Source organism: Rhizobium sp. R711 (assembly GCF_002211365.1).
Classification (GTDB): Bacteria; Pseudomonadota; Alphaproteobacteria; order Rhizobiales; family Rhizobiaceae; genus Rhizobium.
Window position 1 is genome coordinate 186,247 of sequence record NZ_LOKZ01000037.1, and the last position, 23,856, is coordinate 210,102.

21 protein-coding genes are annotated in these 23,856 nt (G+C 60.8%); 9 read left to right on the forward strand and 12 right to left on the reverse strand.

What is annotated here, in order from left to right:
* Positions 1–118: 118 nt before the first annotated feature.
* Positions 119–1,147: a CorA family divalent cation transporter gene (locus ATY80_RS25790; protein ID WP_088695127.1), complete on the reverse strand. Its 1,029-nt coding sequence runs from the start codon at positions 1,145–1,147 to the stop codon at positions 119–121.
* Between the two features lie 266 nt (positions 1,148–1,413).
* Between ATY80_RS25790 and ATY80_RS25795 the strand changes: the two genes are divergently transcribed.
* On the forward strand, positions 1,414–2,319 hold the full coding sequence (locus ATY80_RS25795) for a universal stress protein (protein ID WP_088695128.1): 906 nt from the start codon (positions 1,414–1,416) through the stop codon (positions 2,317–2,319).
* Between the two features lie 44 nt (positions 2,320–2,363).
* Here the strand turns inward: ATY80_RS25795 and ATY80_RS25800 are convergent, their stop codons facing one another.
* The gene (locus ATY80_RS25800; RefSeq protein ID WP_088695129.1) at positions 2,364–2,708 is read right to left on the reverse strand and encodes a helix-turn-helix domain-containing protein; all 345 of its coding nucleotides are present in this window, start codon (positions 2,706–2,708) and stop codon (positions 2,364–2,366) included.
* A 107-nt stretch (positions 2,709–2,815) separates the two neighbouring features.
* Between ATY80_RS25800 and ATY80_RS25805 the strand changes: the two genes are divergently transcribed.
* A complete protein-coding gene (locus ATY80_RS25805; RefSeq protein WP_088695130.1) occupies positions 2,816–3,562 on the forward strand; it encodes a glucose 1-dehydrogenase in 747 nt (248 codons plus the stop codon).
* 181 nt (positions 3,563–3,743) lie between these two features.
* Here the strand turns inward: ATY80_RS25805 and ATY80_RS25810 are convergent, their stop codons facing one another.
* Complete coding sequence (locus ATY80_RS25810) at positions 3,744–4,487, reverse strand: ROK family protein (RefSeq protein ID WP_245306933.1); 744 nt, start codon at positions 4,485–4,487, stop codon at positions 3,744–3,746.
* 166 nt (positions 4,488–4,653) lie between these two features.
* Here ATY80_RS25810 and ATY80_RS25815 point away from each other — a divergent pair, with 166 nt between their 5' ends.
* The 4 genes from ATY80_RS25815 to ATY80_RS25835 all read left to right on the forward strand — a co-directional run bounded on the left by ATY80_RS25815 (position 4,654) and on the right by ATY80_RS25835 (position 10,799).
* The gene (locus ATY80_RS25815; RefSeq protein ID WP_088695131.1) at positions 4,654–7,062 is read left to right on the forward strand and encodes a glucan 1,4-alpha-glucosidase; all 2,409 of its coding nucleotides are present in this window, start codon (positions 4,654–4,656) and stop codon (positions 7,060–7,062) included.
* Between the two features lie 410 nt (positions 7,063–7,472).
* On the forward strand, positions 7,473–8,210 hold the full coding sequence (locus ATY80_RS25825; RefSeq protein WP_088695133.1) for a response regulator: 738 nt from the start codon (positions 7,473–7,475) through the stop codon (positions 8,208–8,210).
* Entirely contained in the window at positions 8,210–9,559 is a 1,350-nt protein-coding gene (locus ATY80_RS25830; RefSeq protein WP_088695134.1) for a HAMP domain-containing sensor histidine kinase, read from the forward strand. Before ATY80_RS25825 ends, ATY80_RS25830 begins: the two co-directional genes overlap by 1 nt.
* Before the next feature lie 331 nt (positions 9,560–9,890).
* Positions 9,891–10,799 carry a DUF1003 domain-containing protein gene (locus tag ATY80_RS25835; protein ID WP_088695201.1) on the forward strand — a complete coding sequence of 303 codons (909 nt, stop codon included), beginning with the start codon at positions 9,891–9,893 and terminating at the stop codon, positions 10,797–10,799.
* Positions 10,800–10,943: 144 nt separating this feature from the next.
* On the opposite strand, the gene ATY80_RS25840 is transcribed toward ATY80_RS25835, so the two are convergent.
* The 5 genes from ATY80_RS25840 to ATY80_RS25860 all read right to left on the reverse strand — a co-directional run bounded on the left by ATY80_RS25840 (position 10,944) and on the right by ATY80_RS25860 (position 15,997).
* Complete coding sequence (locus ATY80_RS25840; protein WP_088695135.1) at positions 10,944–11,996, reverse strand: alpha/beta hydrolase; 1,053 nt, start codon at positions 11,994–11,996, stop codon at positions 10,944–10,946.
* A 215-nt stretch (positions 11,997–12,211) separates the two neighbouring features.
* Complete coding sequence (locus tag ATY80_RS25845) at positions 12,212–12,430, reverse strand: hypothetical protein (RefSeq protein ID WP_088695136.1); 219 nt, start codon at positions 12,428–12,430, stop codon at positions 12,212–12,214.
* Between the two features lie 244 nt (positions 12,431–12,674).
* Positions 12,675–13,406, reverse strand: a complete 732-nt coding sequence (msrA, locus tag ATY80_RS25850; RefSeq protein ID WP_088695137.1) for a peptide-methionine (S)-S-oxide reductase MsrA — start codon at positions 13,404–13,406, stop codon at positions 12,675–12,677.
* Between the two features lie 12 nt (positions 13,407–13,418).
* Entirely contained in the window at positions 13,419–15,185 is a 1,767-nt protein-coding gene (locus ATY80_RS25855; RefSeq protein ID WP_088695138.1) for a cytochrome c biogenesis protein DipZ, read from the reverse strand.
* 134 nt (positions 15,186–15,319) lie between these two features.
* Positions 15,320–15,997 (reverse strand): type 1 glutamine amidotransferase domain-containing protein, encoded by a 678-nt coding sequence (locus ATY80_RS25860; RefSeq protein ID WP_088695139.1) that lies wholly within the window; start codon positions 15,995–15,997, stop codon positions 15,320–15,322.
* 230 nt (positions 15,998–16,227) lie between these two features.
* On the opposite strand from ATY80_RS25860, the gene ATY80_RS25865 reads away from it, so the two are divergent.
* From ATY80_RS25865 to ATY80_RS25875, 3 genes are all read left to right on the forward strand, one after another.
* A complete protein-coding gene (locus ATY80_RS25865; RefSeq protein WP_088695140.1) occupies positions 16,228–17,160 on the forward strand; it encodes a LysR family transcriptional regulator in 933 nt (310 codons plus the stop codon).
* 138 nt (positions 17,161–17,298) lie between these two features.
* Positions 17,299–18,012, forward strand: coding sequence for an SDR family oxidoreductase (locus tag ATY80_RS25870; RefSeq protein ID WP_088695141.1), 714 nt, complete (start codon positions 17,299–17,301; stop codon positions 18,010–18,012).
* A gap of 82 nt (positions 18,013–18,094) precedes the next feature.
* On the forward strand, positions 18,095–18,334 hold the full coding sequence (locus ATY80_RS25875) for a 4-oxalocrotonate tautomerase family protein (protein WP_088695202.1): 240 nt from the start codon (positions 18,095–18,097) through the stop codon (positions 18,332–18,334).
* 93 nt (positions 18,335–18,427) lie between these two features.
* Here the strand turns inward: ATY80_RS25875 and fabI are convergent, their stop codons facing one another.
* From fabI to ATY80_RS25895, 4 genes are read right to left on the reverse strand one after another with little or no spacing between them, the layout of a single operon-like run.
* Positions 18,428–19,210 carry an enoyl-ACP reductase FabI gene (fabI, locus tag ATY80_RS25880; protein WP_088695142.1) on the reverse strand — a complete coding sequence of 261 codons (783 nt, stop codon included), beginning with the start codon at positions 19,208–19,210 and terminating at the stop codon, positions 18,428–18,430.
* Between the two features lie 42 nt (positions 19,211–19,252).
* A complete protein-coding gene (locus tag ATY80_RS25885) occupies positions 19,253–20,425 on the reverse strand; it encodes an acetate/propionate family kinase (RefSeq protein WP_088695143.1) in 1,173 nt (390 codons plus the stop codon).
* Between the two features lie 4 nt (positions 20,426–20,429).
* Positions 20,430–21,404, reverse strand: a complete 975-nt coding sequence (locus ATY80_RS25890) for a phosphate acetyltransferase (RefSeq protein ID WP_280950703.1) — start codon at positions 21,402–21,404, stop codon at positions 20,430–20,432.
* A 53-nt stretch (positions 21,405–21,457) separates the two neighbouring features.
* Positions 21,458–23,707: a DUF3141 domain-containing protein gene (locus tag ATY80_RS25895; protein ID WP_088695145.1), complete on the reverse strand. Its 2,250-nt coding sequence runs from the start codon at positions 23,705–23,707 to the stop codon at positions 21,458–21,460.
* Between the last annotated feature and the right edge of the window lie 149 nt (positions 23,708–23,856).

The following is a 23,856-nucleotide window of genomic DNA, read 5'->3' on the forward strand; positions in this document are numbered from 1 at the left end:
CGCGGAGATCAGCGACGCGGCGCGCAGCGAAATGACGATGAAGGCCGTGGCCACCCACATGGCGCGTGCCGCCCTCACTGCTGGAACGCATTGCCTGTACACGTGATACTGTCACTGGTCAGAGCCAGCCGATCCGCCGAAGCACCCAGAGCGTCGCAACCGATGTGACCGTCACGAACACAACGATGATGATGAAGGCCCAGGTGTCGTTGACCCCCGGAATGCCTCCAACGTTCATCCCGAACAGGCCGGCCACCACGCTTGGCGGCAGTAGCAGGGCCGCCAGCGCCGCCAGTCGGTTGGAGTTGCGCGCAATCCGCTCACTGATCACGGTCGAAAGGTCGTCATGCAGAATGCCCGTGCGGTCGCGAATAGCGTCGAGGTATTCAATGAAGCGCATCAGCTTGTCGATCACTTCGCGCATCCGCAACTTGTCGCGCTCAAGGAGCCATGGCGCGTCGTCATGCTCGATACGGTTCAAAGCATCGCGTTGCGGTGCAAGGTAACGGCGAAGCTGAACGGACCGCCGGCGCAACAGCTTCAAGCGCTCGCGCACCTCGCTTGCCTCACCTTGAAAAATCATCTCGTCAAGCTCGTCCACCTCTTCATCCATGGAGTCGAGCACGGGCTCCAGATCGCGCACAAGTTTGTCGCCGATCAGCGACAGGAGATCTCCAGTGCGATGCGGGCCTTTGCCTTTCTCGAGCGCCAGACGAATGTCGCGAAGCGCGGTAATGTAGTGGCCGCGGTCCCGTAGCGAGATAACCTTGTTGACGTCGACCCACATGTGCAGTGGCACGAGATCGATATCGGTCTGCTTCTCCGGCTCTTCGTCCGGAGCGGTCGCGCACACGCCGCGAAGGATGATCAAGAGCCCATCGTCGACCGGTTCGACGCGTGGCCGCGTCTCCTCTTCGAGAAGCGCTTCCGTGACGAAGCTGTCGAGGCCGCTTTCCCTGTTGATCCAATCGGCCGCCGCCGCATGATTGCGTTCGAAATGCAGCCAGATGATCCCGTCCTCGGGCTTCCATCGTCGCGCTTGGGCAATATCCAGCTGAGTACAGCCACCCCGCCCATCCAAGAGCAGGGCGAAGCGCAATCCGGGCTCCGCGCCATAACTGAGCTTAGAGGTAGCTGGCATCTCCATCGCGCACCGCACATCGCCAGAGGGAACCCAAAAATGCAGCCAACACAAAAGCTTGGCACCCGAAATTCTAACAGGTCGCGATCAAGGCGCAAGACCGCCGGGAACAATGCCAGCGACATCACGCAACCTGGAATGCCGGCGCCCGCCTAGTCGACAAGTTCTCAAAATAGGTTGCCTTCGTCTGCAGAGACGATTTCAACACCGGCTATATTGGCGTATTATCACCGAGTAACTTTGCGAGGCCGATCCAAAGAAGGAGGGCCGGCGTGACCACGACAACCAGCGATCACCAAAACTGGTCAGAAGGCTTCAACGCGCCTAACGCAGGCGCGGTGCCGCGCAACGTTCGTGACCTCACTCAGGATGCCGATGTTATCGTGCTGCTGCCCGATCCGTCCTCGGCACAGTCCTGCCTAGATCTGGCCGACGACGCGGCCGATGCCGTACAGGATAGCATCGCCGCCGTACATATCGGTGCCGACCCACTGGCGATGCTTGTGTCGGCTGAGGAAATCGAATTGCAGATGCTGCGGGAGCTTGAGGAAGGATCGACCCACGAGCGGTACGAGCGCGTCAAGCGGCTCTTCGGCGAGTGGAAACTCAGCGCTCCTCACCGGCAAAGCCTGGTGCTCGGCGATTGCCAGGGTGACCTGCGCCGCTGCGTCGGCGACGTGTGTCAGAACGCGTCGCTTGTCATCACGCCCTACAGGGGCAATCTCGATGCCCGTGATGTCTTCCACAATGTCCTCTTTCATGAAGGCAAGCTTGTGCTCGTCCCGCCGGCCAGTGGCTACCGCGGACATCTGCTGGACCACGTTCTCATCGGCTGGAAACCGCATGAGCACGCGCGCCGCACAATGGTTGCCGCAAGGCGCTGGCTCCTCGCCGCCAACCGTATAACCGTGCTCTGTGTCGACGATAAGCCGAACAGGCATTACGAGAGCACCGCGAGGGAAATCTGCCGTCAGCTGGGACTCGATGCCGAGATCGTCGTCACCTCATCAACCGGCCGCTCGGTCGGCAACACCATCCTCGATTTTGGCACATCGGTGAACGCCACGTGCATTCTGATTGGCGCGTTCAAGCATGGGTATCTGCTCGAACTTCTCCTCGGCCGTGTTACCTATCGCCTGCTATCCCATGCCACTGTTCCGCTGCTGATGAGCCATTGACAGGCGCCCAGCAAAGACAGCTCGCCCAACCCGTTGTATAGCTGTCAATCCGCCTTCGCTTCTCGGGGAAACCATCCGTAAGCACTCAGAATGGCCGTAGCGAGACCTGGAAAGCGTTCATCCAATTCCGAACAGCGCGAATGGTTACGCATTTCGACACCCTGACGCTCGCAGCGGATAAGGCCGGCCTCGCGCAGCACCTTGATGTGGTTCGATAGCGATGACTTGGGGATTACGCGCTCGCGCATGTTGGCAAACGCAGCGCACGTCCCGCCGGAACCGCTGCCCGCAATTTGCGCGAATATCGCCGCGCGCTCCGGATCGGAGAGGGCATGCAGGATCGCTTCAGGCCGTACGTCCTCTATTGCTGGATGAAAGAGCGGTCTCATGATTTTTGTATATGGGGGCTTGAAACCAAGATCAACAGTTCCGAATTTCCGAACTACGGAACAACGCCGTCAGTTCCGACGGCACTCCGAGTAGAAAGGAATGCAGGATGGGCAAGCTCGCTGGAAAAGTCGCCGTCGTGACGGGAGGCTCCAAAGGGATCGGTGCCGCGATCGCCAAGGCACTCGCAGCCGAAGGCGCACAGGTGGTGGTGAACTACGCTTCGAGCAAGGCGGGAGCAGACGCAGTGGTCGAGACGATTACGGCGGCCGGTGGCAAAGCCATCGCAGTCCAAGGCGACGTTTCGAAGGCCGAACAGGCGCAGGGATTGGTGGACGCTGCAGTCAAGGAATTCGGTCAGCTCGACGTGTTGGTCAACAACTCTGGCGTCTACGAATTCGCGCCGATCGAGCAGGTGACCGAGGAACAATATCGTCGCATGTTCGACGTGAACGTTCTGGGCGTTCTGCTGAGCACCCAAGCAGCGCTCAAGCATCTCGATGAGGGCGGCAGCGTCATCAACATCTCGTCGGCGGTGACCAGTCTGGCTCCGCCAGCCTCCAGCGTCTACACCGGGACAAAGGGCGCAGTGGACAGCATTACCAGCGTGCTTGCCAATGAGCTGGGCCCGCGCAAAATCCGGGTCAATGCGATCCTCCCGGGCATCGTCGAGACCGAGGGAACCCACACAGCAGGGTTTATCGGCTCGGATTTCGAGCGCAGCGCAGTGACCCAGACTCCGCTCGGCCGCATTGGCCAGCCGGACGATATCGCCGGGATCGCCGTCTTCCTCGCTTCCGACGATGCCCGCTGGCTGACCGGCGAACGACTGGTCGCAAGCGGCGGTTTTCGCTGATGATCCGTTGATGGTGTGCGTGCTCCTTCACCGGGCACGCACATCGCCTCGCGGCTGTAGCGCGCGACGGCTTAGACGCTGATCGCTGCGCTCCCTGCAGCTGTTGGTTTCCGATGGTCCCGCTCTTTGGGGAATGGCTCCATATCGGCCTTTGGCGCGATCCGGCCGGAGGCGTTGTCGCTCAAATCCGCAGGCTATCGTCCAGCCAGACACGGAAGCCGCCGCGAAAAGCGTTGTCGTTATTGCCGCGTCGACACTTCGGCGGCAACTCCTTGAGTCGGTCGATATTGCCGCCGCCGATCACGATGTAGTCAGGCAGTAGCGCCGCGCTTAGACGATCCACGACATCGAAGACCGATTTCCGCCATTTGCTTTTGCCCCGCCGCTTCAAACCACGTTCGCCGACATAGTCCTCGAAGGTTGCTTTCCGGTAAGGCATGTGCGCCAGTTCCAGAGGCATGCAGACATTCTCGGCGATCATGGCCGAGCCGAGGCCAGTGCCGAGGCCGAGGAAGAGCATCCGGCCCTTCTCATAGCTGCCGATCGCCTGCATCAGGGCGTCATTGACCATCCGCACCGGCCGGCCGATGGCGACTTCGAAATCGAAATTCTTCCATCCGGGGCCAAGATTGAAGGGATCGGCCGCAGCCCGGTTGCCGACCACAGGGCCGGGGTAACCCACGGTGACGACATCGTAATGCCAGTCGCTGGTAAGATCGCGCAGCGACGCCACCATCTTGGTCGCCGTCATCTGGTCGCCAGATTCGACCGCACGCCGCTCGCTGCCGCTGCTGAGTTCGACCTTCACATGCGACCCACCGACATCGACGGCAAGCACGATACGGTCGGCTGGCGCAGCACCGGCCTCGGGCTTGCCAGAGGTCCGCACCTGCTCCGCCACAGGGCTTCCAGCTATGTCTGTCATCTCTTTCACGCTCCTTTGCCCGATCCGTGCACTCAATCCTTCCCGCGCTGCGTATCGGCGCAAGATCGGTACCGTCTGTCAAGCGCCACGCGCAATGCGGTGTTGCTTGATTTCAACCCAAGGATGGCTCACTGAAGAGGGTGCATACTAAGCGGAGGATCATCACTTGAGCTTTCCGATCTTACCCCCCGGTTCCATAGACCCTCCCGGCGCTCCCGGTATTGAGCCTCGCTGGACATCAAGTGATAAGAGCGCGGTCGGCACCGCTATTGGCCCGGCAAGCCCCGTTTGGTTCACGGCAAGCCACGGCATCCTCAACGAGATCTATGCGCCCCGGCTCGATATGGCCTGCGTGCGTGATTTCGGTTTCATCGTGACGGCCGATGACTACTTTTCCGAGGAGAAGCGCGACGCCGATCATCAGGTGCAGGCGATCGAGGATGGCGTTCCGGCTTTCCGCCTCATCAACACCGCCCGCGATGGTCGCTATCGCATCACCAAGACCATCTTCTCAGATCCCGAGCGGGAGGTCGTGCTGCAGGACGTCCGCTTCGAGGCGTTGATCGGCAACCTTTCCGACTACCAGCTGCATGCTCTCGTAGCGCCGCATCTCGTGAATGGGGGTGCCGACAACACCGCCTGGTGCGCCGATTTCAAGGGCAGACCGATGCTGTTTGCCGAGGGCTCCGGACGAGTGCTCGCGGTTGCCGCCTCTGTACCTTGGCTGGCACGTTCGGCCGGCTATGTAGGCTTTTCCGATGGCTGGCAGACGCTGTCGCGTGGCGAGGGACTGAAAGAAGAGTACAGCTATGCCGCGTCCGGCAACGTTGCGCTATCGGGAACGCTCGACCTGCAGGCTGGCGAAGGGCGGGCACTGGTCGCAATAGGCTTCGGAACGCAGCCGGAAGAGGCTGCATTCCGTGCAATCCTCAGCCTGGAACAGGGTATCGAGCCAGCGCTCAGACGTTATCTGAGCGGCTGGCGGGATTGGCAGGCCGGCCTGCTTGCCCTCGACGAGCCCCATAATCCCACCCAGTTGAACCGATATCGTGTCAGTACCAGCGTGCTTGCCACCCACTGCGACGATGCTTCCGGCGCCATCATCGCCAGCCTTTCCATCCCGTGGGGCTTCAACAAGAGCGACGACGACCTCGGTGGCTATCATCTGGTCTGGACCCGCGATCTGGTGGAAACGGCAGGCGGATTGCTCGCCGCAGGCGCCAAGGCCGATGCGCGTTCGGTGCTCGATTATCTTTCGGCGATCCAGGAAGCGGACGGCCATTGGGTGCAAAACGCCTGGCTCGATGGTCGGCCCTACTGGCACGGCATCCAGATGGACGAGACGGCCTTTCCCATCCTGCTTTACGACATGCTTTTGCGTGCCGGCGTGATCGGTCTCTCGGAGACCGGCCGATATCTGCCGATGATCGAGGCCGCCGCGGCCTATATCGTCACGAATGGGCCAGCCACCCAGCAGGATCGCTGGGAAGAGGACGCGGGCTACTCGCCCTTCACGCTCGCCGTCGAGATCGCCGGGTTGCTTGCCGCGGCTGATGCGACGGAAGCGGCCGGGCGGTTGTCTGCTGCGCAATATCTGCGGGAGGTGGCTGATGGCTGGAACGAGCGCATCGAAGAGTGGACCTACGCCACCGATACGGAGTTGTCGCGCCGTCTTGGCATCGACGGTTACTATGTTCGCATTGCCACGGCGACGGACGGCGCGTCTTCGCTCGGTCGAGACTTCATCCCGATCCGCAACCGCGACGATGGCGGCGCCGTGCTCGAGGCGGACCTTCTCCTTAGCCCCGACGCGCTCGCCCTGGTACGGTTCGGTCTCCGGGCCGCCGACGACCCCCGCATCCTAGGCACGATCGCAGCGATTGACGCCGAGCTGCGCCGTGACCTGCCGACCGGATCTTACTGGTACCGGTACAATGAAGACGGCTACGGCGAACGGATCGGTGGCGCCCCGTTCGCCGGCCGCGGTGTCGGGAGGCTTTGGCCACTTTTGACCGGTGAGCGCGCCCACTACGAACTCGCCGCCGGACGACGGGACGAGGCGCAACGCCTGCTGGCAGCGCTGGAGGCCTCGGCTAGCGGTGGCGGGCTCCTGCCGGAGCAGATCTGGGATAGCGATGACGTGCCGGAACGCGAGCTCTTCCTCGGTCGTCCTTCCGGCAGTGCCATGCCCCTGGTCTGGGCTCATGCGGAACATATAAAGCTGCTGCGCTCGATCCGCGACGGCGTAATCTTCGACATGCCGCCGCAGACCTTTGCTCGCTATGTCGCGGCAAAGCCTGCGCCAGCGCCTTTCTCGTGGCGGCCAAACGCCAAGCGCATCCATATGGCGCCCGGCCGTGCCCTGCGCATCGAATTGCCTGAGCCCGCCCTGATACACTGGTCCACCGACGGTTGGGCAACTGCCACCGACAGCCATGCCCGCGATACCGGCTTTGGCACCTACGTCTGCGACCTGCCGACGAAGGCGCTCGGTCCCGGCGCCATCGTCTTTACGGTTTTCTGGACGGATTCGCAGCGGTGGGAAGGTGCGGATTTCAAGATTGACGTGGTTTGAACCCCTCCCCGAAAGCACATCGCTTGTCTGGAAAATCACGCTCGGTGTCCAAATCCTCGGACCTGCCCAACCGGCGCAAAACAAGTTTGCCCGCGATTTGCGAGCCGCCTCGGTCGCAAAAGGCTCGGCGGACCTTCTGTCGTTGTGGGCAGGAACTGGAGAAGGTGAGCTTTGGCGGTGCTCGACCTCCGAACTGATCGACACCCTGTTTGCTGGATAGCTACCGACCAACCGCCGTCGCGCCGACTTGAGCGATTTCCATGACTTTTCAAAAGAATTCAAGGTACAGAGATTGTATCGCAATGTGTCCAACGAGCCGCAGGATACAGCGAGATGCACGCCTGAATGCCGCAAACATATGCCGGATACATCAAGGGCGTCGGTAGCAGTGCAATAATGGAGATCACGCGATGGAACATATCGACCACATCCTGATTGTCGATGACGATCGCGAAATAAGGGAGCTCGTATCGAGCTACCTGAAAAAGAATGGCCTGCGCGTCACCGCCGTTCCGGACGGGCGGCATATGCGCTCCTTTCTCGAAGCGAACTCGGTTGATCTAATCATCCTTGACGTCATGATGCCCGGCGACGACGGCCTCGTTCTTAGCCGCGAGTTGCGTGCCGGCCGACACAAGGCCATACCCATCGTCATGCTGACGGCCCGCACCGACGAGATGGATCGCATTATCGGTCTCGAGATGGGTGCGGACGACTACCTCGCCAAACCGTTTTCGGCACGCGAATTGTTGGCCCGCATCAAAGCTGTCCTTCGGCGTACCCGTATGCTGCCACCCAATCTGCAGGTGTCGGAGGCCGGTCAGTTGCTGAGCTTCGGCAAGTGGAAACTGGACACCACGGCACGCCACCTTATCGATTCCGACGGGACGGTGATCGCCCTTAGCGGCGCCGAATATCGCCTGCTGCGCGTCTTCATCGACCACCCCCAGCGCGTTCTCAACCGCGACCAGCTTCTCAACCTGACGCAGGGCCGCGACGCCGAGCTTTTCGATCGGTCGATCGACCTTCTGGTCAGCCGTGTCCGCCAGCGTCTCGGAGACGACGCCCGAGAGCCGATCTATATCAAGACCGTCCGCAGCGAGGGTTATGTCTTTTCAATGCCGATCGAGATCACCGAGGCCCGCTGATGGCGACGCACGCCCTGCTGAATGGATTTCGCCTGTGGCCACGCACCCTCGGAGCGCGGCTATTTCTTATTCTGCTTGCCGGTCTGGCGATTGCGCATGCCATGTCGTTCACAGTGCTGTTTTTCGAGCGCTACACGGCTGCAAAGTCGATGATGTTCAACACCCTCGAAAACGATGTTTCGACCTCGATCGCCATCCTCGATCGGCTCCCACCGGACGAGCGCGCGGATTGGCTCGATCGTCTTGATCGGGGAAGCTACAGATTTGTTCTTGGGCCGGGCCTGCCGGGAACGCCGGCGCTCGACGCGCGCGGCACCGAAATTGCCTCCAAGGTGAGGACGGCGATCGGGTCCAAATATCCGATCACGGTCGAAACAATCCCGGGTCCGAACTTTCGCCTCCAGGCGCATCTTGCTCTCAGCGACGGCACGCCGTTGACGATAGACGTCAACCCGGCCGGCGTCATGCCTCTCGCCGACTGGCTGCCCTATGTACTCGTCGCACAACTGGCTCTGCTGGTGCTCTGCAGCTGGTTTGCCGTGCGTCAGGCCATTCGCCCTCTGGTCAACCTGGCGAAAGCGGCAGACACGCTCGATCCGAACGTGAAGGCCCCTCGCCTCAGTGAGACAGGGCCAAGCGAAGTCGCCTACGCCGCAGCCGCCTTCAACGCAATGCGCGAGCGCATCGCCCAATATCTCGAGGAGCGCGTACAGATACTCGCGGCCATATCGCATGATTTGCAAACGCCGATTACGCGTATGAAGCTCAGGGCTGAGATGGCCGAGGATTTCGGCGATCGAGATAAGTTGATGCAGGATCTCAGCGAGATCGAACGGCTCGTCAAGGAAGGTGTCGCCTATGCGCGCAGCGCCCATGGCAACGTCGAGAAAGCGTCGCGCATCGACCTTTCGTCCTTCATCGAGAGCCTTGTCTACGATTATCAGGACACCGGCAAGGATGTTGCAATAACGCAGATAAGCAGCGGCGCGATCATGACGCGCCCGCACGCCTTAAGGCGCGTCCTCACGAATCTCATCGACAACGCGCTGAAGTTCGGCGGCAGCGCCGAGATCCAGGTACAGCGTGGCGCTGACGAGGCCATCGTCGTCAGGGTGATGGATCGTGGGCCCGGTATCCCCGATGACCAGTTGGAAGCCGTCCTCAAACCCTTCTTCCGCCTTGAGCAGTCGCGTAGTCGCGACACCGGCGGAACCGGCCTTGGGTTGGCTATCGCCGTGCAGCTTGCCGCTGCAATCGGCGGGTCGCTGACGCTGCGCAACCGGGACGGTGGCGGCCTCGTGGCCGAGATAACCATCACTCACTATGGACAAAAGAGCGGCAGCCCTTGACAGCTGCCGCTGAAAAACGGTCATGCGAGTATCAAAGGGAGTCCCGCCAAGGCACGTCGAGGCTATTCCAATGGCGGTGATGGGGCCGATTGCTGCCATTGGTGGCATCCGCTACTCGTAACGCCGTTGTGGCGCCATTCCTGCCAGTGCCGAGGGACCGAAAATATGGCAAAAGAACATCCGCCTACGTCTCTAAAGCAGGCTGCGGCGGGTCTCTTGGGACCCCTGCGAGAGCAGCCATCAAGCCCCTAAGTTTGCGGGGGAGATCAATGTCACAATCCTGTTCGAATTGATGGCTAGACGGGCGAAAATCGGGAACGAGGATCAGCAGATGGCAGAAGAGAAGCCCTTGGACTTCGCAGGAGAAATCGTCGACTTCGACGCCGGCCACGGAGAGGCCGCCACCGTCGAGATGGATGACTACACCAAGAGCCTCGCTCAGGCCAAGGCAAAGTCAGTCAAGCTGGTGGACGCGATCACGGGTGCCACATTGAAGAAAAAGGAGGCCATCCATTTTGACGATATGCGCCCCTCGCTCGCGGATTTCATGCGGCAGAAGCACCCTGGCCTCCGTTCGGACGACTACATCAGCCGCAAGGTGGTCGATGACTATCGCGGCCAGTACATTGCCGAGCTTCTGCGCGACGAACGAGGCGAACTCTCCAACCTGGAGGACGAAGTCGTCGAGAGCCTGAAGAGCCACGACACGCTCGCCGAAAACATCGAAGAGGACTACGAGGAACACCGTTCGATTGGCGACCGCGTCGCCGATGTCGTCGCAACCTTCGGCGGAAGCTGGACCTTTATCATCTCCTTCTGCTTGTTCCTTGCCGTCTGGATGGGAATCAATCTGATGCTCGGCGACAAGGCTGCCTTCGACGTCTATCCCTTCATCCTGCTGAACCTTATCCTTTCGACCATTGCAGCGCTGCAGGCGCCAATCATCATGATGAGCCAGCGCCGCCAGGAATCAAAGGATCGGTTGCGGGCGCTCAACGACTATAAGGTCAATCTGAAGGCCGAGTTGGAAATCCGCCACCTCCATGAAAAGGTCGATCATCTGTTGAACCGGCAGTGGGAACGACTGACCGAAATCCAGCAGATCCAGATTGAAATGATGCTGGAACAGGCCAAGGCCGCCAATCGCGCGCTGAAGATGAGCAAGGCGCAGAAGACCAAAACCAATGCGCTCAAGAACCTCTTTAGCACCACGCCCAAGGCGGAAGAGAGCGACGAATAGGTAGAATAGCCGCTCCGACCGGGACGGTTAATCCAGCATGCTGGGTGGCACATATCGAACATATGAATGAGCCGCCCATGAATGGCTTGAACCAACTCGCCGAAAGCCGCGGTTGGTACCGCTGCGCTGCCGCCGGGAAGCCGATCAGAATCGATCGACGTCGATCACTGCGTGCGCAAAGGCTTGCGGTGCCTCTTGCGGCAGGTTGTGACCAATGCCGCCGGTGATCAGCCGGTGCTCGTACTTGCCCGAGAACTTCTTGGCATAGGCCGCCGGCTGCGGATGAGGCGCGCCATTCGCATCGCCTTCCAGGGTGATCGTCGGCACACCGATAACCGGGAACTTGGCCAGCCGCGCTTCGAACTCATCATACCTGCGCTCGCCCTCGGCCGCGCTGATCCGCCAACGGTAGTTGTGGATGGTGATGTCGACGTGATCTGGATTTTCAAGCGCGGCGGCACTGCGGTTGAAGGTCGCATCGTCGAAATTCCATTTCGGTGACGCAAGCTGCCAGATCAGCCTGGCGAACTCGCTCCGGTATTGTTGATAGCCTTCGCGCCCACGTTCGGTGGCAAAGTAGAACTGATACCACCACGCGAGCTCTGCCTTCGGCGGCAACGGCGCCTTGTTGGCTTGCTGGCTGCCGATAAGATAGCCGCTGACGGAAACCAGCGCCTTGCAACGCTCAGCCCAAAGAGCCGCGATAATGTCGGCGGTCCGGGCTCCCCAATCACAACCGGCAATCAGCGCCTTTTCGATCTTCAGCGCATCCATGAGCGCGATGATATCAGCAGCGATTGCGGCCTGTTGACCGTTGCGCATCGTCTGGTCGGAGAGGAAACGCGTCGTGCCGTAGCCACGCAGATAGGGCACGATGACGCGATAGCCGGCTGTGGCGAGCAGCGGTGCAACATCGACATAGGTATGGATGTCATAGGGCCAGCCGTGCAGGAGAATGACCGGAGGCGCGTCGCTCGCTCCAAGTTCGGCATAGCCAACGTTCAGCAGACCGGCATCGATCTGCTTGATTGTGCCGAACGACGTGTTGGTGCCTGGCGCGATGGTGGGAATGCGGGCGGCGCCCGGTGTCGCCGCCTGCGCAACGCTCGTCCCGATGACGCCCAGTTGCGCGGCAGCGACAGTCAGGGCCGCCACGCCCATGAACCGCCGCCTCTGTTGATTGATTTCCTCTGCCATCGATGTTCTCCCGATTGCGTTAAAGACATTCATAGAAGCCGGCAGGCGTGTGTACCCAATGTGTGCCCGATGGCGGGAATTGCATGCAGGTGTAGGGATCAGGTGGAGAGATACATTGGCATACATTCGGCGATAATTGAGCGACCTGAGCTGAGTGTTCGGCTCAGCGACACTCAGGTTCGGGGAACCGGACCATTGTTGGCAAACGCGGGAATCTAGCGCAGTCCGCCGACGACCGCTGCGAATACGTTGTTGGACGACGTCGCCACGAAGGAGGCCTTCGCAATCGGCGCGGGCTCCTTCGAGCCAGCATCCGGCGATGACAACGGTAGGAACAGTGCCGCGATCGGTGGCGGCTCATCCGGAGCACTATCCCAGGCGCATGGCGCAGCGGCCAACGCGAGCATTGCGAAGGTGGTGACTAGAATGCGCATTGCTTTCTCCTCAATTGCTTGGCCCGTTTAGACCAATCCGGAACTCGGATCCCTCCAGGGGAGCGGTAAAATTCAGCGTGACGGCTGCGCGTGTCTCGAATGTGTTCGGATGCATCAAGACCGTATCGCGGTGTAGGCGCGGATTGAGCCGGTTCGACCGACCCCGATCCGGAATCATATCGACCCTCCACTGCCGCAGGCGATACATCCGCCCGCGGCATCGCTATGACCAAGGTCAACCTGCCTAGTCCGCGACGAGCACTGGTCGCTCCCGATACTGCGCCGAGAAAAGCTGCTTCAGAGCTTCGATTTTCGGCTGCTCGTAAATGTAGACATAGGGTTGGCTGGGATTGTTGTAGACGTAGTCCTGATGATAGGCCTCCGCGCGATAGAACGTCTTCCCGACTTCGATCGAAGTCACAATCGGGCGATTAAACGCGTGTTCCTTGCCGAGTTGCGCGATGTAGTCGGAGGCGACCTTTGCCTGCTCGTCGTTCAGTGGAAAGATCGCCGAGCGGTACTGCATCCCGACATCGGGCCCTTGCTGATCCATCTGCGTCGGGTCGTGAACCACAGAGAAAAAGATCTGCAACAACTGGGCGTAGGTGACTTGCTGCGGATTGAAGACGACCTCCACCGCTTCGGCATGACCGGTCTGTCCGGTCTCAGTCATCTCGTAGGTCGCAGTCGCAGCACTCCCGCCGGCATACCCAGCCGTGGCGCTCACGACGCCGACAAGGTGCTGAAACACCCCTTGGACGCCCCAGAAGCAGCCGCCAGCGAGCACCAGCGACTGCGTTCCCGGCGTTGCGGCCACGTCGTGCAGAGCTAGAGGAACGCGCCTGGCCTCCTCAGATTTCGGTCCGCCGTTCAATTTCAGCGCAAGGCCGCTGCCACCCATCACCGCCAGAACCACAAGGCCGAGGCGTGCGAAGGTACCGACAGAGGTCGAAGAGTTTTCCCGTCGATTTTTCATTGTTCTGTCCTTTCATCCGAAAGTGAAGACGAATGCTTCGACACCAGGATCGAAGAAGCGGATCTCGAACGTCCGTTCCCGCACGTCTCCCGACTGGCGCACCAATTGATGGAGCCGGGTTTCCGAAACAGTGCCGTTGCCTTCGGCGTCAATATCCGAACCGTGGTCCGCGCCTGGCGCTGCGCCGTCCACCTTCACCTGAAAGCGGATCTTCCTGCCGTCCGTGCCGGGTCCAAGCACGAGATGCAGATCCCGCGCGCTGAACCGGTAGGTGATGCCTCCGCCGGCCTGATCCAGCGAGGCCTGCTCACCGCCGACGGTCCACTTGCCTGTCAAACCCCATTCGTTGAGATTAGGTTTTCCCACCGTGTAATCACGCGCGACATCTGCTCCCACACCTTCCGGCGAAATGAAGTTGGCGGCGCGGAGGTAGCCGATATAGGATTCACCGGACTGCAACTGCGCGAGGTCGGGCGCCGCCTCGGCGCCCTTGGCGTCCGGCGTGACGGTGGCCGCGTCGGCCTTCCTGCTGCCCGCGGCTTCCGCCAGCAGATCCTGGATCACCCGTTCGGATTGTCCGTAGTCTCCCTCGCCGAACTGGGTGTGACGGATCTGGCCCTCGGCATCGATGAAGTAGTGGGCAGGCCAGTAGTTGTTGCCGAATGACCGCCAGATCTTGAAATCGTTGTCGATCGCGACGGGATAGCCGATCTGAAACTTGTCAATCGCCTGACGGACATTGTCGATCCGCTTCTCGAAGGCAAATTCCGGCGAATGGACGCCGATCACGACGAGGCCCTGATCCCGATATTTTTCGGCCCAGGCCCGCACGTAGGGGATTGTCCGAATGCAGTTGATGCAGGAGTAGGTCCAGAAATCGACCAGAACGACCTTGCCGCGCAATTCCTCGGCCGTGAGCGGCTTCGAATTCAGCCATTCCACCGCACCGTCAAGCGACACGAAGCGACCAAGCACCGGCAAATCGCTCTGGTATCCCTTGCGCGCATCGTTCGCGGCAAGCTGCATCGCATTGCCGGTCGGCTTACCGGCGACATCGCTTGCGTCATGCAGCCTATCGAGCAGCGACTGCTCGATGCGGGTGCTGCTCGCATAGGAGATGCGCGACAACAAACCAGTATCCAGTCCAAGAGCAATTGCCGCAACGCCGGCCAACACGGCGATGCCGAGCGCCTGCCGCAGATGCTCACTAACCCCGAGCGATCGCTTCATCGCGGCAAACACCTTTCCCCCGGCAAGAACAGCCATTGAAAGCGAGGTAGCTGCACCTGCGGCGTAGACCGTCAGGAGGAGCGTCGTCTGCACGTTCGCCCCCCGCAGCGCGGCACCGGTCAGGACAAGCCCGAGGATCGGGCCGGCACAAGGTGCCCAGAGAAGACCGGTCGCGACACCGAGAAGGAAGGAGGTGCCGGCACTCCCCTTCTTGCCGCTCGCCCGCTGAGAGAGGCGGCTGCCCAGTGCGACGGCCGGCCGCGTTGCCACCGCCGCGATGCGCGGTGAAAGCAGCGTCACGCCGAAGCCTGCGATCAACGCAATGGCGGCATATCGGCCGATTTCGTTGGCGTGCACGGCCCAGCTTCCACCGACCGCGGAAAGCGTTGCGACACCGGCGAAGGTCACGATCATGCCTGATAGCATCGGCAGGATGCTTCTTGTAAACGGTTGACCTGCCCGTGACAGGGCGAATGGCAGGACCGGAAGAATGCAGGGGCTGACGATGGTCAGCGCCCCTGCAAGATAGGCGATGAGAAATAGGATCATTTTCGTACCCTGCAGTTGACCGGTGCTTACGCACTGGTCGTTGACGGTGGCTGCAGGGGATCAGTCCGAAGTATCCTGGATATGTCGTGTTCCACCCGATTTGTATCAGAATGCACGCAACCTCAGCCGCTGGCTCAAGAGTTCAGGAGCTTCAGCAGTTTCTTGGCAGCCGAGCCGGATGACGCTGGGTTCTGCCCCGTTATCAGCCGTCCGTCGACAATTGTAAAATCGATCCAATCGCCGGCCTTCTCATAGTGTCCACCTAGACGCTTCAACTCATCCTCGACGAGAAAGGGCACGACCTCGGTGAGATGGACAGCCTCCTCCTCGCTGTTCGCAAAGCCGGTGACACGCTTGCCCTTGACGAGCGGCTGCCCCTGATAGGTTACCTTTTTTAGGACCCCGGGAGCATGACAAACCAAGGCGATCGGCTTGCCCGCATTGTAGAAGCTTTCGATCAGGGCGATTGAGTTCCTATCGTTGACGAGGTCCCACATCGGACCGTGGCCACCGGGATAGAAGACGGTGTCGAAACCTTCCGCCTTGACGTCGCTGAGTTTTGCCGTGTTTGCCAGTTCCTTTTGCGCGGCAGGATCGCCCTTGAAACGCGCCATCGCCTCCGACTGGTTGGCCGGCTCGTCGCTCTTGGGATCGATCGGCGGCTGCCCACCCTTCGGCGACGCCAAGATGATCTCGGCGCCCGCATCCTTGAACACATAGTAGGGCGCAGCAAACTCCTCGAGCCAGAAGCCGGTTGGCCTGCCGGTATTCCCGAGTTGATCATGCGACGTCAAAACCATCAGAATCTTCATCGTCAATCTCCCTTTGTTGAGCGAACGCAAGACGCGGTTTGGCCGGTCACTCTCGTATCCCGCGAGCACTTCACCCGCTGGGCTTGTCATCGACCCCCGAACAGGTGCCGGCTTACCGAACAGATAGAGCGGCGGCGCAACCTGTCCTGCCCCACCTCCCGGTATTTACTTCCTGCCGATTTCGGGTGAATACTCGCCGCCGGACAATCACTATTCCGCGAGGCGGCACAATGGATCGCATCGACGCAATGAAGGTGTTTGTGACGGCGATTGACGAGGGCAGTCTCGCCGGAGCAGCCCGCAATCTCAAACGATCGCCGACGGCAGTCAGTCGCGCCCTGAGCTTCCTGGAGGCGCATGTCGGTGTCGAATTACTACACCGGACGACCCGGACGCTGAAGCTGAGCGAGGCAGGTCAACGCTATGCGGCAGCCTGTCGGCGCGTGCTGGTCGATCTTGAGGAAGCCGACATGCTGGCGGGTGGCGAGCGGGCGGCACCGCGCGGAACCCTGACCATTTCGGCGCCGCCGATTCTTGGAGAAGAAGTGCTGCGCCCGATACTGGACGACTTCCTTGACCTTCACCCGACGGTTTCTGTCCGGTTTCTGATGCTGGACCGGTTCGTCAATCTCGTCGACGAGGGCGTCGACCTCGCAGTGCGTATCGGCCACCTGTCGGACTCCTCGCATGTCTCCACCCGTCTCGGTGGCGACGTGCGACGCGTCGTGGTCGCCTCCCCTCGCTATCTCGCCGACCATCCGCGCATCAACGAACCCGCAGACCTGGCGAAGCACCAGATCGTCGCGTTCAGTAATTTCGGCTTGGATTCCTGGAGCTTCACGCCGACGAAAGGTTCCTCTATCCCGCGCACGGTTCACTTCGCGCCGCGGTGCATCGTCAATAGCGTTCGTGCCGCCGCCGCTTCCGCTGCTGCTGGCGGCGGCCTGACGAGGCTCTATTCCTACCATGTCGCATCTTATGTGCGCGACGGACGGTTGAAGATCGTCCTCGCCGACGCCGAATACCCACCGCTGCCCGTGCATCTGCTTGCGCCGCATGGCCGCATGTCGGTGCCGAAAGTTCGCGCCTTCGTGGATTTCGCAACGCCTCGCCTACGCTCTGAATTCGCGCAAATGGCGGCAGCTGCAGGCACTCTCGCCTGATTATGCCGAAATTCGGTTGATTGTCGTCCAATCATCGACAATTCTCCCAGATACAGAACGGATCTAAATCAATTGCACCAACGCCGAGGGCGTAGGGCGGCCCAATGCAACGGCCGCGGCAATTGGAAGGATCACATCATGAGCATGCAACAGAAGGTCGCCATTATAACAGGCGCATCGCAAGGCATCGGCGCAGAATTGGTGCGGGCCTACCGCGACCGGAACTATCACGTCGTCGCCACCTCCCGGTCGATCGAGCCCAGTTCGGACAGCGGCATCCTCGCCGTCCCCGGCGATATCAGCAAGACCGAAACTGCCGAGCGCGTTGTCCGCGAGGCGCTTCATCGCTTCGGCCGTATCGACACACTGGTGAACAATGCCGGCGTTTTCCTGGCCAAGCCGTTCGTCGAAATGACCCAGGAAGACTACGACCATAACCTCGGTGTCAATGTGGCCGGCTTCTTCCACATCACCCAGCGCGTCGCCGCGGAGATGGTGAAACAGGGTTCGGGCCACATCATCAACATCACCACCAGCCTCGTCGACCAGCCGATCGCTGGCGTGCCCTCCGTGCTTGCTTCCCTGACCAAGGGGGGTCTGAACGCGGCCACCCGGTCGCTGGCGATGGAGTTCTCGAAGAGCGGCGTTCGTGTGAACGCGGTCTCTCCAGGGATTATCAAGACACCGATGCATCCGGTCGAAAGGCATTCGGCACTCGCCGGGCTAAATCCGGTCGGCCGCATGGGCGACATTCGCGACGTCGTCGACGCCGTCCTCTATCTCGAGACCGCGGGCTTCATCACCGGCGAGATCCTGCATGTCGACGGCGGCGCGAACGCCGGCCGCTGGTAGCCAGCACACCACGGAGCAGCTGCGCTGCAGCAGCGCGGCTGCCGTCAAAGACGCAAACAATTCTCTTTCATTGGAGACTACAATGCCTATCGTCACTGTACAGGTTACCCGCGAGGGAAGCACACCCGACCGCAATTCGGTAACGGCCGAGGAAAAGGCCGCGATCATCAAGGGCGTCAGCCAAGTGCTGCTCGACGTCCTCAACAAGCCGCTTGAATCCACCTATGTCGTCATCGAAGAAGTCGATCTCGACAATTGGGGCTGGGGCGGTCTGCCCACTGTGCAATACCGCAAACAGCGCGCCGCCGCAGCCAATTCCTGACGCTGCCGAACGCCCGTGCCGGACCCGTCGCCACATAGGCGGCGGGTCTTGGGGCTTGTGCATTGCCTTGAAGAGCAACCCGCACGCATCGCATCAGTCAATGATGTGATAGCCGCCGTCGATGTAGATCGTATCGCCCGTCATCAATCTCGCCGCGTCATGAGCCAGGAAAGCAGTCGCCATACCAACGTCATCGATGGAGACGAGGCTGCGAGTCGGGGCGGTTTCCTGCGCCTTGCTCAGGAGTTCGTCGAATTCCGGGATGCCGGACGCCGCACGCGTCGCCAGCGGGCCAGGTGAGATGGCGTGAACGCGTATGCCCTTAGGCCCAAGTTCGGCGGCAATATAGCGAACGGCGCTTTCGAGAGCCGCCTTGGCGACACCCATCACATTGTAGTTCTTCACCACCATCTGGCTGCCGTAGTAGGTCATCGTGAACAGCGTGCCGCCGCGTTTCATCAGCGGTTCGGCGAGATGGGCCATGCGGATGAACGACCAGCAGGAGACGTCCATCGTCTTCAGGAAGCCGTCATGCGGCACATCGACGACACGTCCCTGCAGCGTATCTTTGGGTGAGAAGGCGATTGAATGCACAACGAAATCGAGTTCGCCCCATTGCTCCGTAATACGATCGAAAACGGCCTCGAGCTGTCCCGGTACTGCGACGTCCAGCGGCATGAAGATCGACGCTTCGAGCGCCTCGGCCAACGGCTCGACATAGGGCTTGGCCTTGTCGTTGAGATAGGTCACCGCGAGCTCCGCGCCCAAGGCGCGAAACGCTCTGGCACAGCCCCACGCGATCGACTGATCGTTCGCGATGCCGACCACCAGTCCGCGTTTTCCTTCGAGAAGCTTGGCTTTTACCTCGGGAATCATGTCAGCCCTCTCTTCAGCCCTAAAACTTGCACGTGGCGCGACCTATGCTGCGATAAGCGCGAGCGTATGCCGCGCGATCATCAGTTCCTCGTCTGTCGGCACAACATAGATGGCGACCTTGCTGTCGTCGCTGGAGACAAGCAAATCACCGGCGTCGTTCCGCGCCGGATCGAGGAAGGCGCCAAGCCATTCCAGCTTCATTGCAATCCGTGCACGCATCACCGGCGAATTTTCCCCGACGCCAGCGGTAAAAACGAAGGCGTCCAGCCCGCCGAGCACAGCCGCCAATGCACCAGCATTGAGGCCGATGCGATGGACGAAATGGTCAAGCGCGAGCCTCGCGCTGGCCTCGTCGCTGGCAAGCAGGTCGCGCACGTCGTTGCTGATGCCGGAAAGCCCCTTGAGGCCTGACTCCTTGTAGAGGAGGTCCTGCAGTTGTGGTGCCGTCATGCCATGCTGCTGGAGGAGGTATAGCAGCACACCGGGATCGATCTGGCCGCATCGCGTGCCCATCGGCAGGCCGTCGAGCGCGGTAAAGCCGAGGGTACTCTCGACGCTCACGCCCTGATGCAACGCGCACATCGATGCACCGCTCCCAAGATGCGCAACGACAACCCGTCCCTTGCCGACAGCGGGCGCGATCTCAGTCAACCTTCCGGCCACATATTCATAGGACAGGCCGTGAAAGCCATAGCGGCGGACGCCCTCCTCGAAATAACGTTGGGGAATCGCATAGTGGTCCGTCATCGGGTCATGGCCGCGATGAAAGGCCGTGTCGAAGCACGCTATTTGCGGAAACTCTGGCTGGCGTTCCAGCAGCACACGGATCGGCGCGAGATTGTTCGGCTGGTGCAAAGGCGCCAGCGGCGCGTACTGCTCAAGTTCGCGAAGCAACTCCGTATCGATGCGCGCCGGACGTGAATGGTTGGGGCCGCCGTGGACAACACGGTGACCGACGGCAATCAGCCGCCCCTCCTGCCTCTGCCGCAGCCATTCTCCGACCAGACGCATCGCCGCCGGCAGGTTGGGAACAGCTTCGAGCGGATAATTTTCGTTCGCCAGTCGCTCGCCGCCGGCGCTCTTGATGGCGAGGTGCGGCGCGGTTCCGATCCCTTCCATCTGTCCCTTAATCAGCCGTACCAGCGAATTTGCGACCGAAAACACTTCGAACTTCAGGCTCGATGAACCGGCATTCACGACGAGGATGGTATCCATGGCTTCAACCGCCCTGTATCGGCGCGGTGCGACGACGCGCATCGGCAAGCAAGACTGCGACGGCGCAGGAGGCAAGACGCGCCCGGACCGAATCCGCGCGGGATGTCAGGATGATGGGCACGCGCGCGCCGAGAACGATGCCTGCCGCATCCGCCCGTGCCAGGAAAGTCAAGTTCTTCGCCAGCATGTTGCCGGCCTCGAGATTGGGCACGACCAGGATCTGGGCATGTCCGGCAACCGGCGACTGTATGCCCTTTATCCTTGCCGCTTCCGGGTCGATCGCATTGTCGAAAGCAAGTGGACCGTCGAGAATGCCACCCGTGATCTGCCCGCGCTCGGCCATCTTGCAGAGAGCGGCTGCGTCGATGGTCGAGGGTATCTTCGACGTGACGGTTTCGACAGCCGAAAGGATCGCCACCCGCGGTACGCCGAGGCCGACCTGCGTGAAGAGATCGATCGCATTCTGGATGATATCCCGCTTGGCATCGAGATCCGGCGCAATGTTGATTGCGGCATCGGTGATCAATAGCGTTTCCGCATAGTGCGGGACATCCATGACGAACACGTGGCTGATCCGGCGCGCCGTCCTAAGTCCGGTGGTGGACGAGGTCACGGCCCGCATGAGTTCATCCGTGTGCAGGCTCCCCTTCATCAGGAGGTCGGCACCGCCCTCCCGGATGATCTCTACTGCCCTGGCCGCCGCTGCATCGCTATGTGGCACGTCGACCAGTTCGAACGGCGAGATATCGAGGTTGTGTGACTGGGCGACCGCGCGCACCTTCTCTGCTGGCCCGACAAGAATCGGACGCATCAACCCGACCTCGGCCGCCTCGACCGCTCCACGCAGCGATGTCTCGTCGCAGGGATGGGCGACGACCGTTCGCATCTGCGGGACCTGCTTTGCCTTTGCGATCAGCCGCTCATACTTCTGATGACGACCAGCTTCTTCATCAATGCTGTCCAAATCCGACATCTGCACATGCTCCGTGTTGAAGGACGAGGGCAAATCCCCGACGTTTGCGCAACCTTTGGCTAGTTTGCACGCCTCACGGCCTTGACTGGCGTTGGTTTCTTCGGCGGCGAAGCAGGTTCGGCAAGCGGCTCCGACAAAAGATCAAAGAGCCCGACGATCCGCTGCCAACGCCGCTCGGCTTCTTCGGAAAGCGGCCCACGCGCATTCAAAACCTGCTGGAGGGAAGAAAGCGCTTCCCGGCGAACATCCTCCTCTGCCGGCAATAGACCGGGAATTGCATTCACGGCAGCTTCCTCGTCGATCAGCAGCATGAGGAACTGATCACGGATCAACGCCTTGAACTCCGAAAGCGTCATTGCAGGCATTCCGTTCTCGGCGCTCCGCATCCGCCGGATCGCGGCAAATCCACGCTCATCGGCTGCGCCACTTGCCATGGCGACGTAAAGCAGGCTGCGCGCTAGGCCTTCGCGAAGCCCGCCATTGCCGATCTGCGCCTTGAGTTCCTCCACCTTCGTCCTGAGGACCTGACGATGGAGTCCGGTCTTGCTGGCACGCCGGTGTGGCTTCGTATCCGACGGGTCGATACCGACCGCCGCCTGCAAAAGCGGAGAACCATAGACGGAGAGGAACGTCGCCTCACTCAACGCCTCCATTCCTTCGCGCCATGCATCCAGCCCCGCAACAATCTGCCGGGAGAATGCCTGCTCCAACGCCAGGAAGGGATTGTCCGCAGCAACCGGGCGCCGCTCGTCCGTCACATCGACAGCAAGGTCTGCAATCGGCGCCATCAGGGGATTGACGTCAGAAAACAGCTCGTACTGCAGCCGGAGCGGATGCGTTTCGCGCAACCGATCGGCCGCCCATTCGGGCATCATCGCACGGACAACAGGCTGGAGGAACGTCCGATAGAGCGAGAGGTTGATTTCCGACACCTTGGCGACAGTCGCAAAGCGGCGGTCGTCCTCGGCGCTATTGCAGCCGAGCGCTCTGATATCATCGAGCGTCCTTGCCTCGCAGCGCATGATCCAATCGCCCTCGACGAGATCCCCGCCGATGGTCTCATCGGTCTTAGCTTCGAAAATCGCTTCATAGAGGCCTGGCGGCAACGCATCGATCAGGTCGATGTTGCTGGAGAATTCCCCGTGCTCCTTGCGGGCAACGCTCGCGGACACGAAGATCCCGAGATGGCCGATGGTTTCGTGAACGGTGTAAACGATCGTCTGCCCGTGCGATCGTATCTCGTTTACGTCATCATAGAGATCCAGGATCCACCCGAGCGCTTGTGCGGGGGGCGTGATGTTATCCCCCTTGGAGCAGAAGACCACGATCGGCGCACGAATGTTGCGAAGATCGATTGCCTCGCCGTTGGATGCCTCGATACGACCTGCCGCGAGATTGTTGCCAACGAAGAGTTCATCGACGATGAACTGGATCTCTTCGGCATTCAGGTTGACGTGTCCGCCCCACCATTCCTCGAAGCCGAGGTAGCGCGGCGCTTCGGTGTCGATCTTCGAGTAGAGATTATACTGCTTGGTCCAGAGCGTGTTGGCAGGATTCTGGTTCTCGAAATTCTGAACCAGCCAGGCGCCGTCGAACTGTCCGTGGCCAAGGTCGCTTGTCAACGCGGTGAGCCAGCTGCCACCCAGCAACCCGCCCGTATAGCGCATCGGATACTTGCCGCGCTCACCAGCCCAATAGGACAGCGGCGCGCCGGCAATGATAATCGATCCGAAGAGTTCCGGGCGCATGGCAGCGAGCATCATGACGGCCCAGCCCGCCTGGCAATTTCCGATCACGCAGGGCTTGGCGTCGGCCTGCGGATGCAGCGAAATGACTTTCTCCAGAAAGATCGCTTCCGCTCGAGCAATGTCTTCGATCGTCTGTCCGGGCACCGGCTGGGGAAGGAAGCCGATGAAATAGCATGGATGCCCAGCTCTCAGCGCGACGCCGATTTCGCTGTCTGCTTTGAACCCTCCGATGCCCGGCCCATGTCCGGCTCTCGGATCGACGACAACAAACGGTCGGCGTGTCTGGTCAACCTCTATTCCATCAGGCGGGACAATCCGGACCAGCGCGTAGTTGACCGGCCGCTCAAGCGTGCGTCCATCGAGCACAATTTCGGGTGTGAAGCTTAGAACATGCGGCGCTGTCGCTTCGGCATGAGCCCGGTATTGGTTGCCGCGCTTGCGCATGACGTCCCAGAACAGCACGCTGCGCTGAGCGGCATCCAAGGCATAATCGAAAGCAAGACCGGCTGGGCCAAACTGAGCGGCGAAACCGGCCGCCGGAAGATAGGAAGAGTACCGCATGCCAAAGCTCCCTCGTTCACCCTCTCATCGAGGATCAAGTTCCTATGCTCGGGATAGTATTCTCGCTCTGCGTCCACTCTGTGAACGAACAGCTCGCGCTGTCAGACACATGTTTGTTAGCAGGTGCAGCATAGGCGCATCGGGCGGAG

Bases quoted from the DNA above. Each gene is read 5' to 3' on its own strand.
- ATY80_RS25885 (WP_088695143.1), bottom strand. From the start codon at position 20,425: ATGGATACCATCCTCGTCGTGAATGCCGGTTCATCGAGCCTGAAGTTC.
- ATY80_RS25845 (WP_088695136.1), bottom strand. From the start codon at position 12,430: ATGCGCATTCTAGTCACCACCTTCGCAATGCTCGCGTTGGCCGCTGCG.
- ATY80_RS25865 (WP_088695140.1), top strand. From the start codon at position 16,228: ATGGATCGCATCGACGCAATGAAGGTGTTTGTGACGGCGATTGACGAG.
- ATY80_RS25825 (WP_088695133.1), top strand. From the start codon at position 7,473: ATGGAACATATCGACCACATCCTGATTGTCGATGACGATCGCGAAATA.
- ATY80_RS25840 (WP_088695135.1), bottom strand. From the start codon at position 11,996: ATGGCAGAGGAAATCAATCAACAGAGGCGGCGGTTCATGGGCGTGGCG.
- ATY80_RS25835 (WP_088695201.1), top strand. From the start codon at position 9,891: ATGGCAGAAGAGAAGCCCTTGGACTTCGCAGGAGAAATCGTCGACTTC.
- fabI (WP_088695142.1), bottom strand. From the start codon at position 19,210: ATGATTCCCGAGGTAAAAGCCAAGCTTCTCGAAGGAAAACGCGGACTG.
- ATY80_RS25805 (WP_088695130.1), top strand. From the start codon at position 2,816: ATGGGCAAGCTCGCTGGAAAAGTCGCCGTCGTGACGGGAGGCTCCAAA.
- ATY80_RS25870 (WP_088695141.1), top strand. From the start codon at position 17,299: ATGAGCATGCAACAGAAGGTCGCCATTATAACAGGCGCATCGCAAGGC.
- ATY80_RS25790 (WP_088695127.1), bottom strand. From the start codon at position 1,147: ATGGAGATGCCAGCTACCTCTAAGCTCAGTTATGGCGCGGAGCCCGGA.
- msrA (WP_088695137.1), bottom strand. From the start codon at position 13,406: ATGAAAAATCGACGGGAAAACTCTTCGACCTCTGTCGGTACCTTCGCA.
- ATY80_RS25810 (WP_245306933.1), bottom strand. From the start codon at position 4,487: ATGACAGACATAGCTGGAAGCCCTGTGGCGGAGCAGGTGCGGACCTCT.
- ATY80_RS25860 (WP_088695139.1), bottom strand. From the start codon at position 15,997: ATGAAGATTCTGATGGTTTTGACGTCGCATGATCAACTCGGGAATACC.
- ATY80_RS25895 (WP_088695145.1), bottom strand. From the start codon at position 23,707: ATGCGGTACTCTTCCTATCTTCCGGCGGCCGGTTTCGCCGCTCAGTTT.
- ATY80_RS25875 (WP_088695202.1), top strand. From the start codon at position 18,095: ATGCCTATCGTCACTGTACAGGTTACCCGCGAGGGAAGCACACCCGAC.
- ATY80_RS25800 (WP_088695129.1), bottom strand. From the start codon at position 2,708: ATGAGACCGCTCTTTCATCCAGCAATAGAGGACGTACGGCCTGAAGCG.
- ATY80_RS25855 (WP_088695138.1), bottom strand. From the start codon at position 15,185: ATGATCCTATTTCTCATCGCCTATCTTGCAGGGGCGCTGACCATCGTC.
- ATY80_RS25830 (WP_088695134.1), top strand. From the start codon at position 8,210: ATGGCGACGCACGCCCTGCTGAATGGATTTCGCCTGTGGCCACGCACC.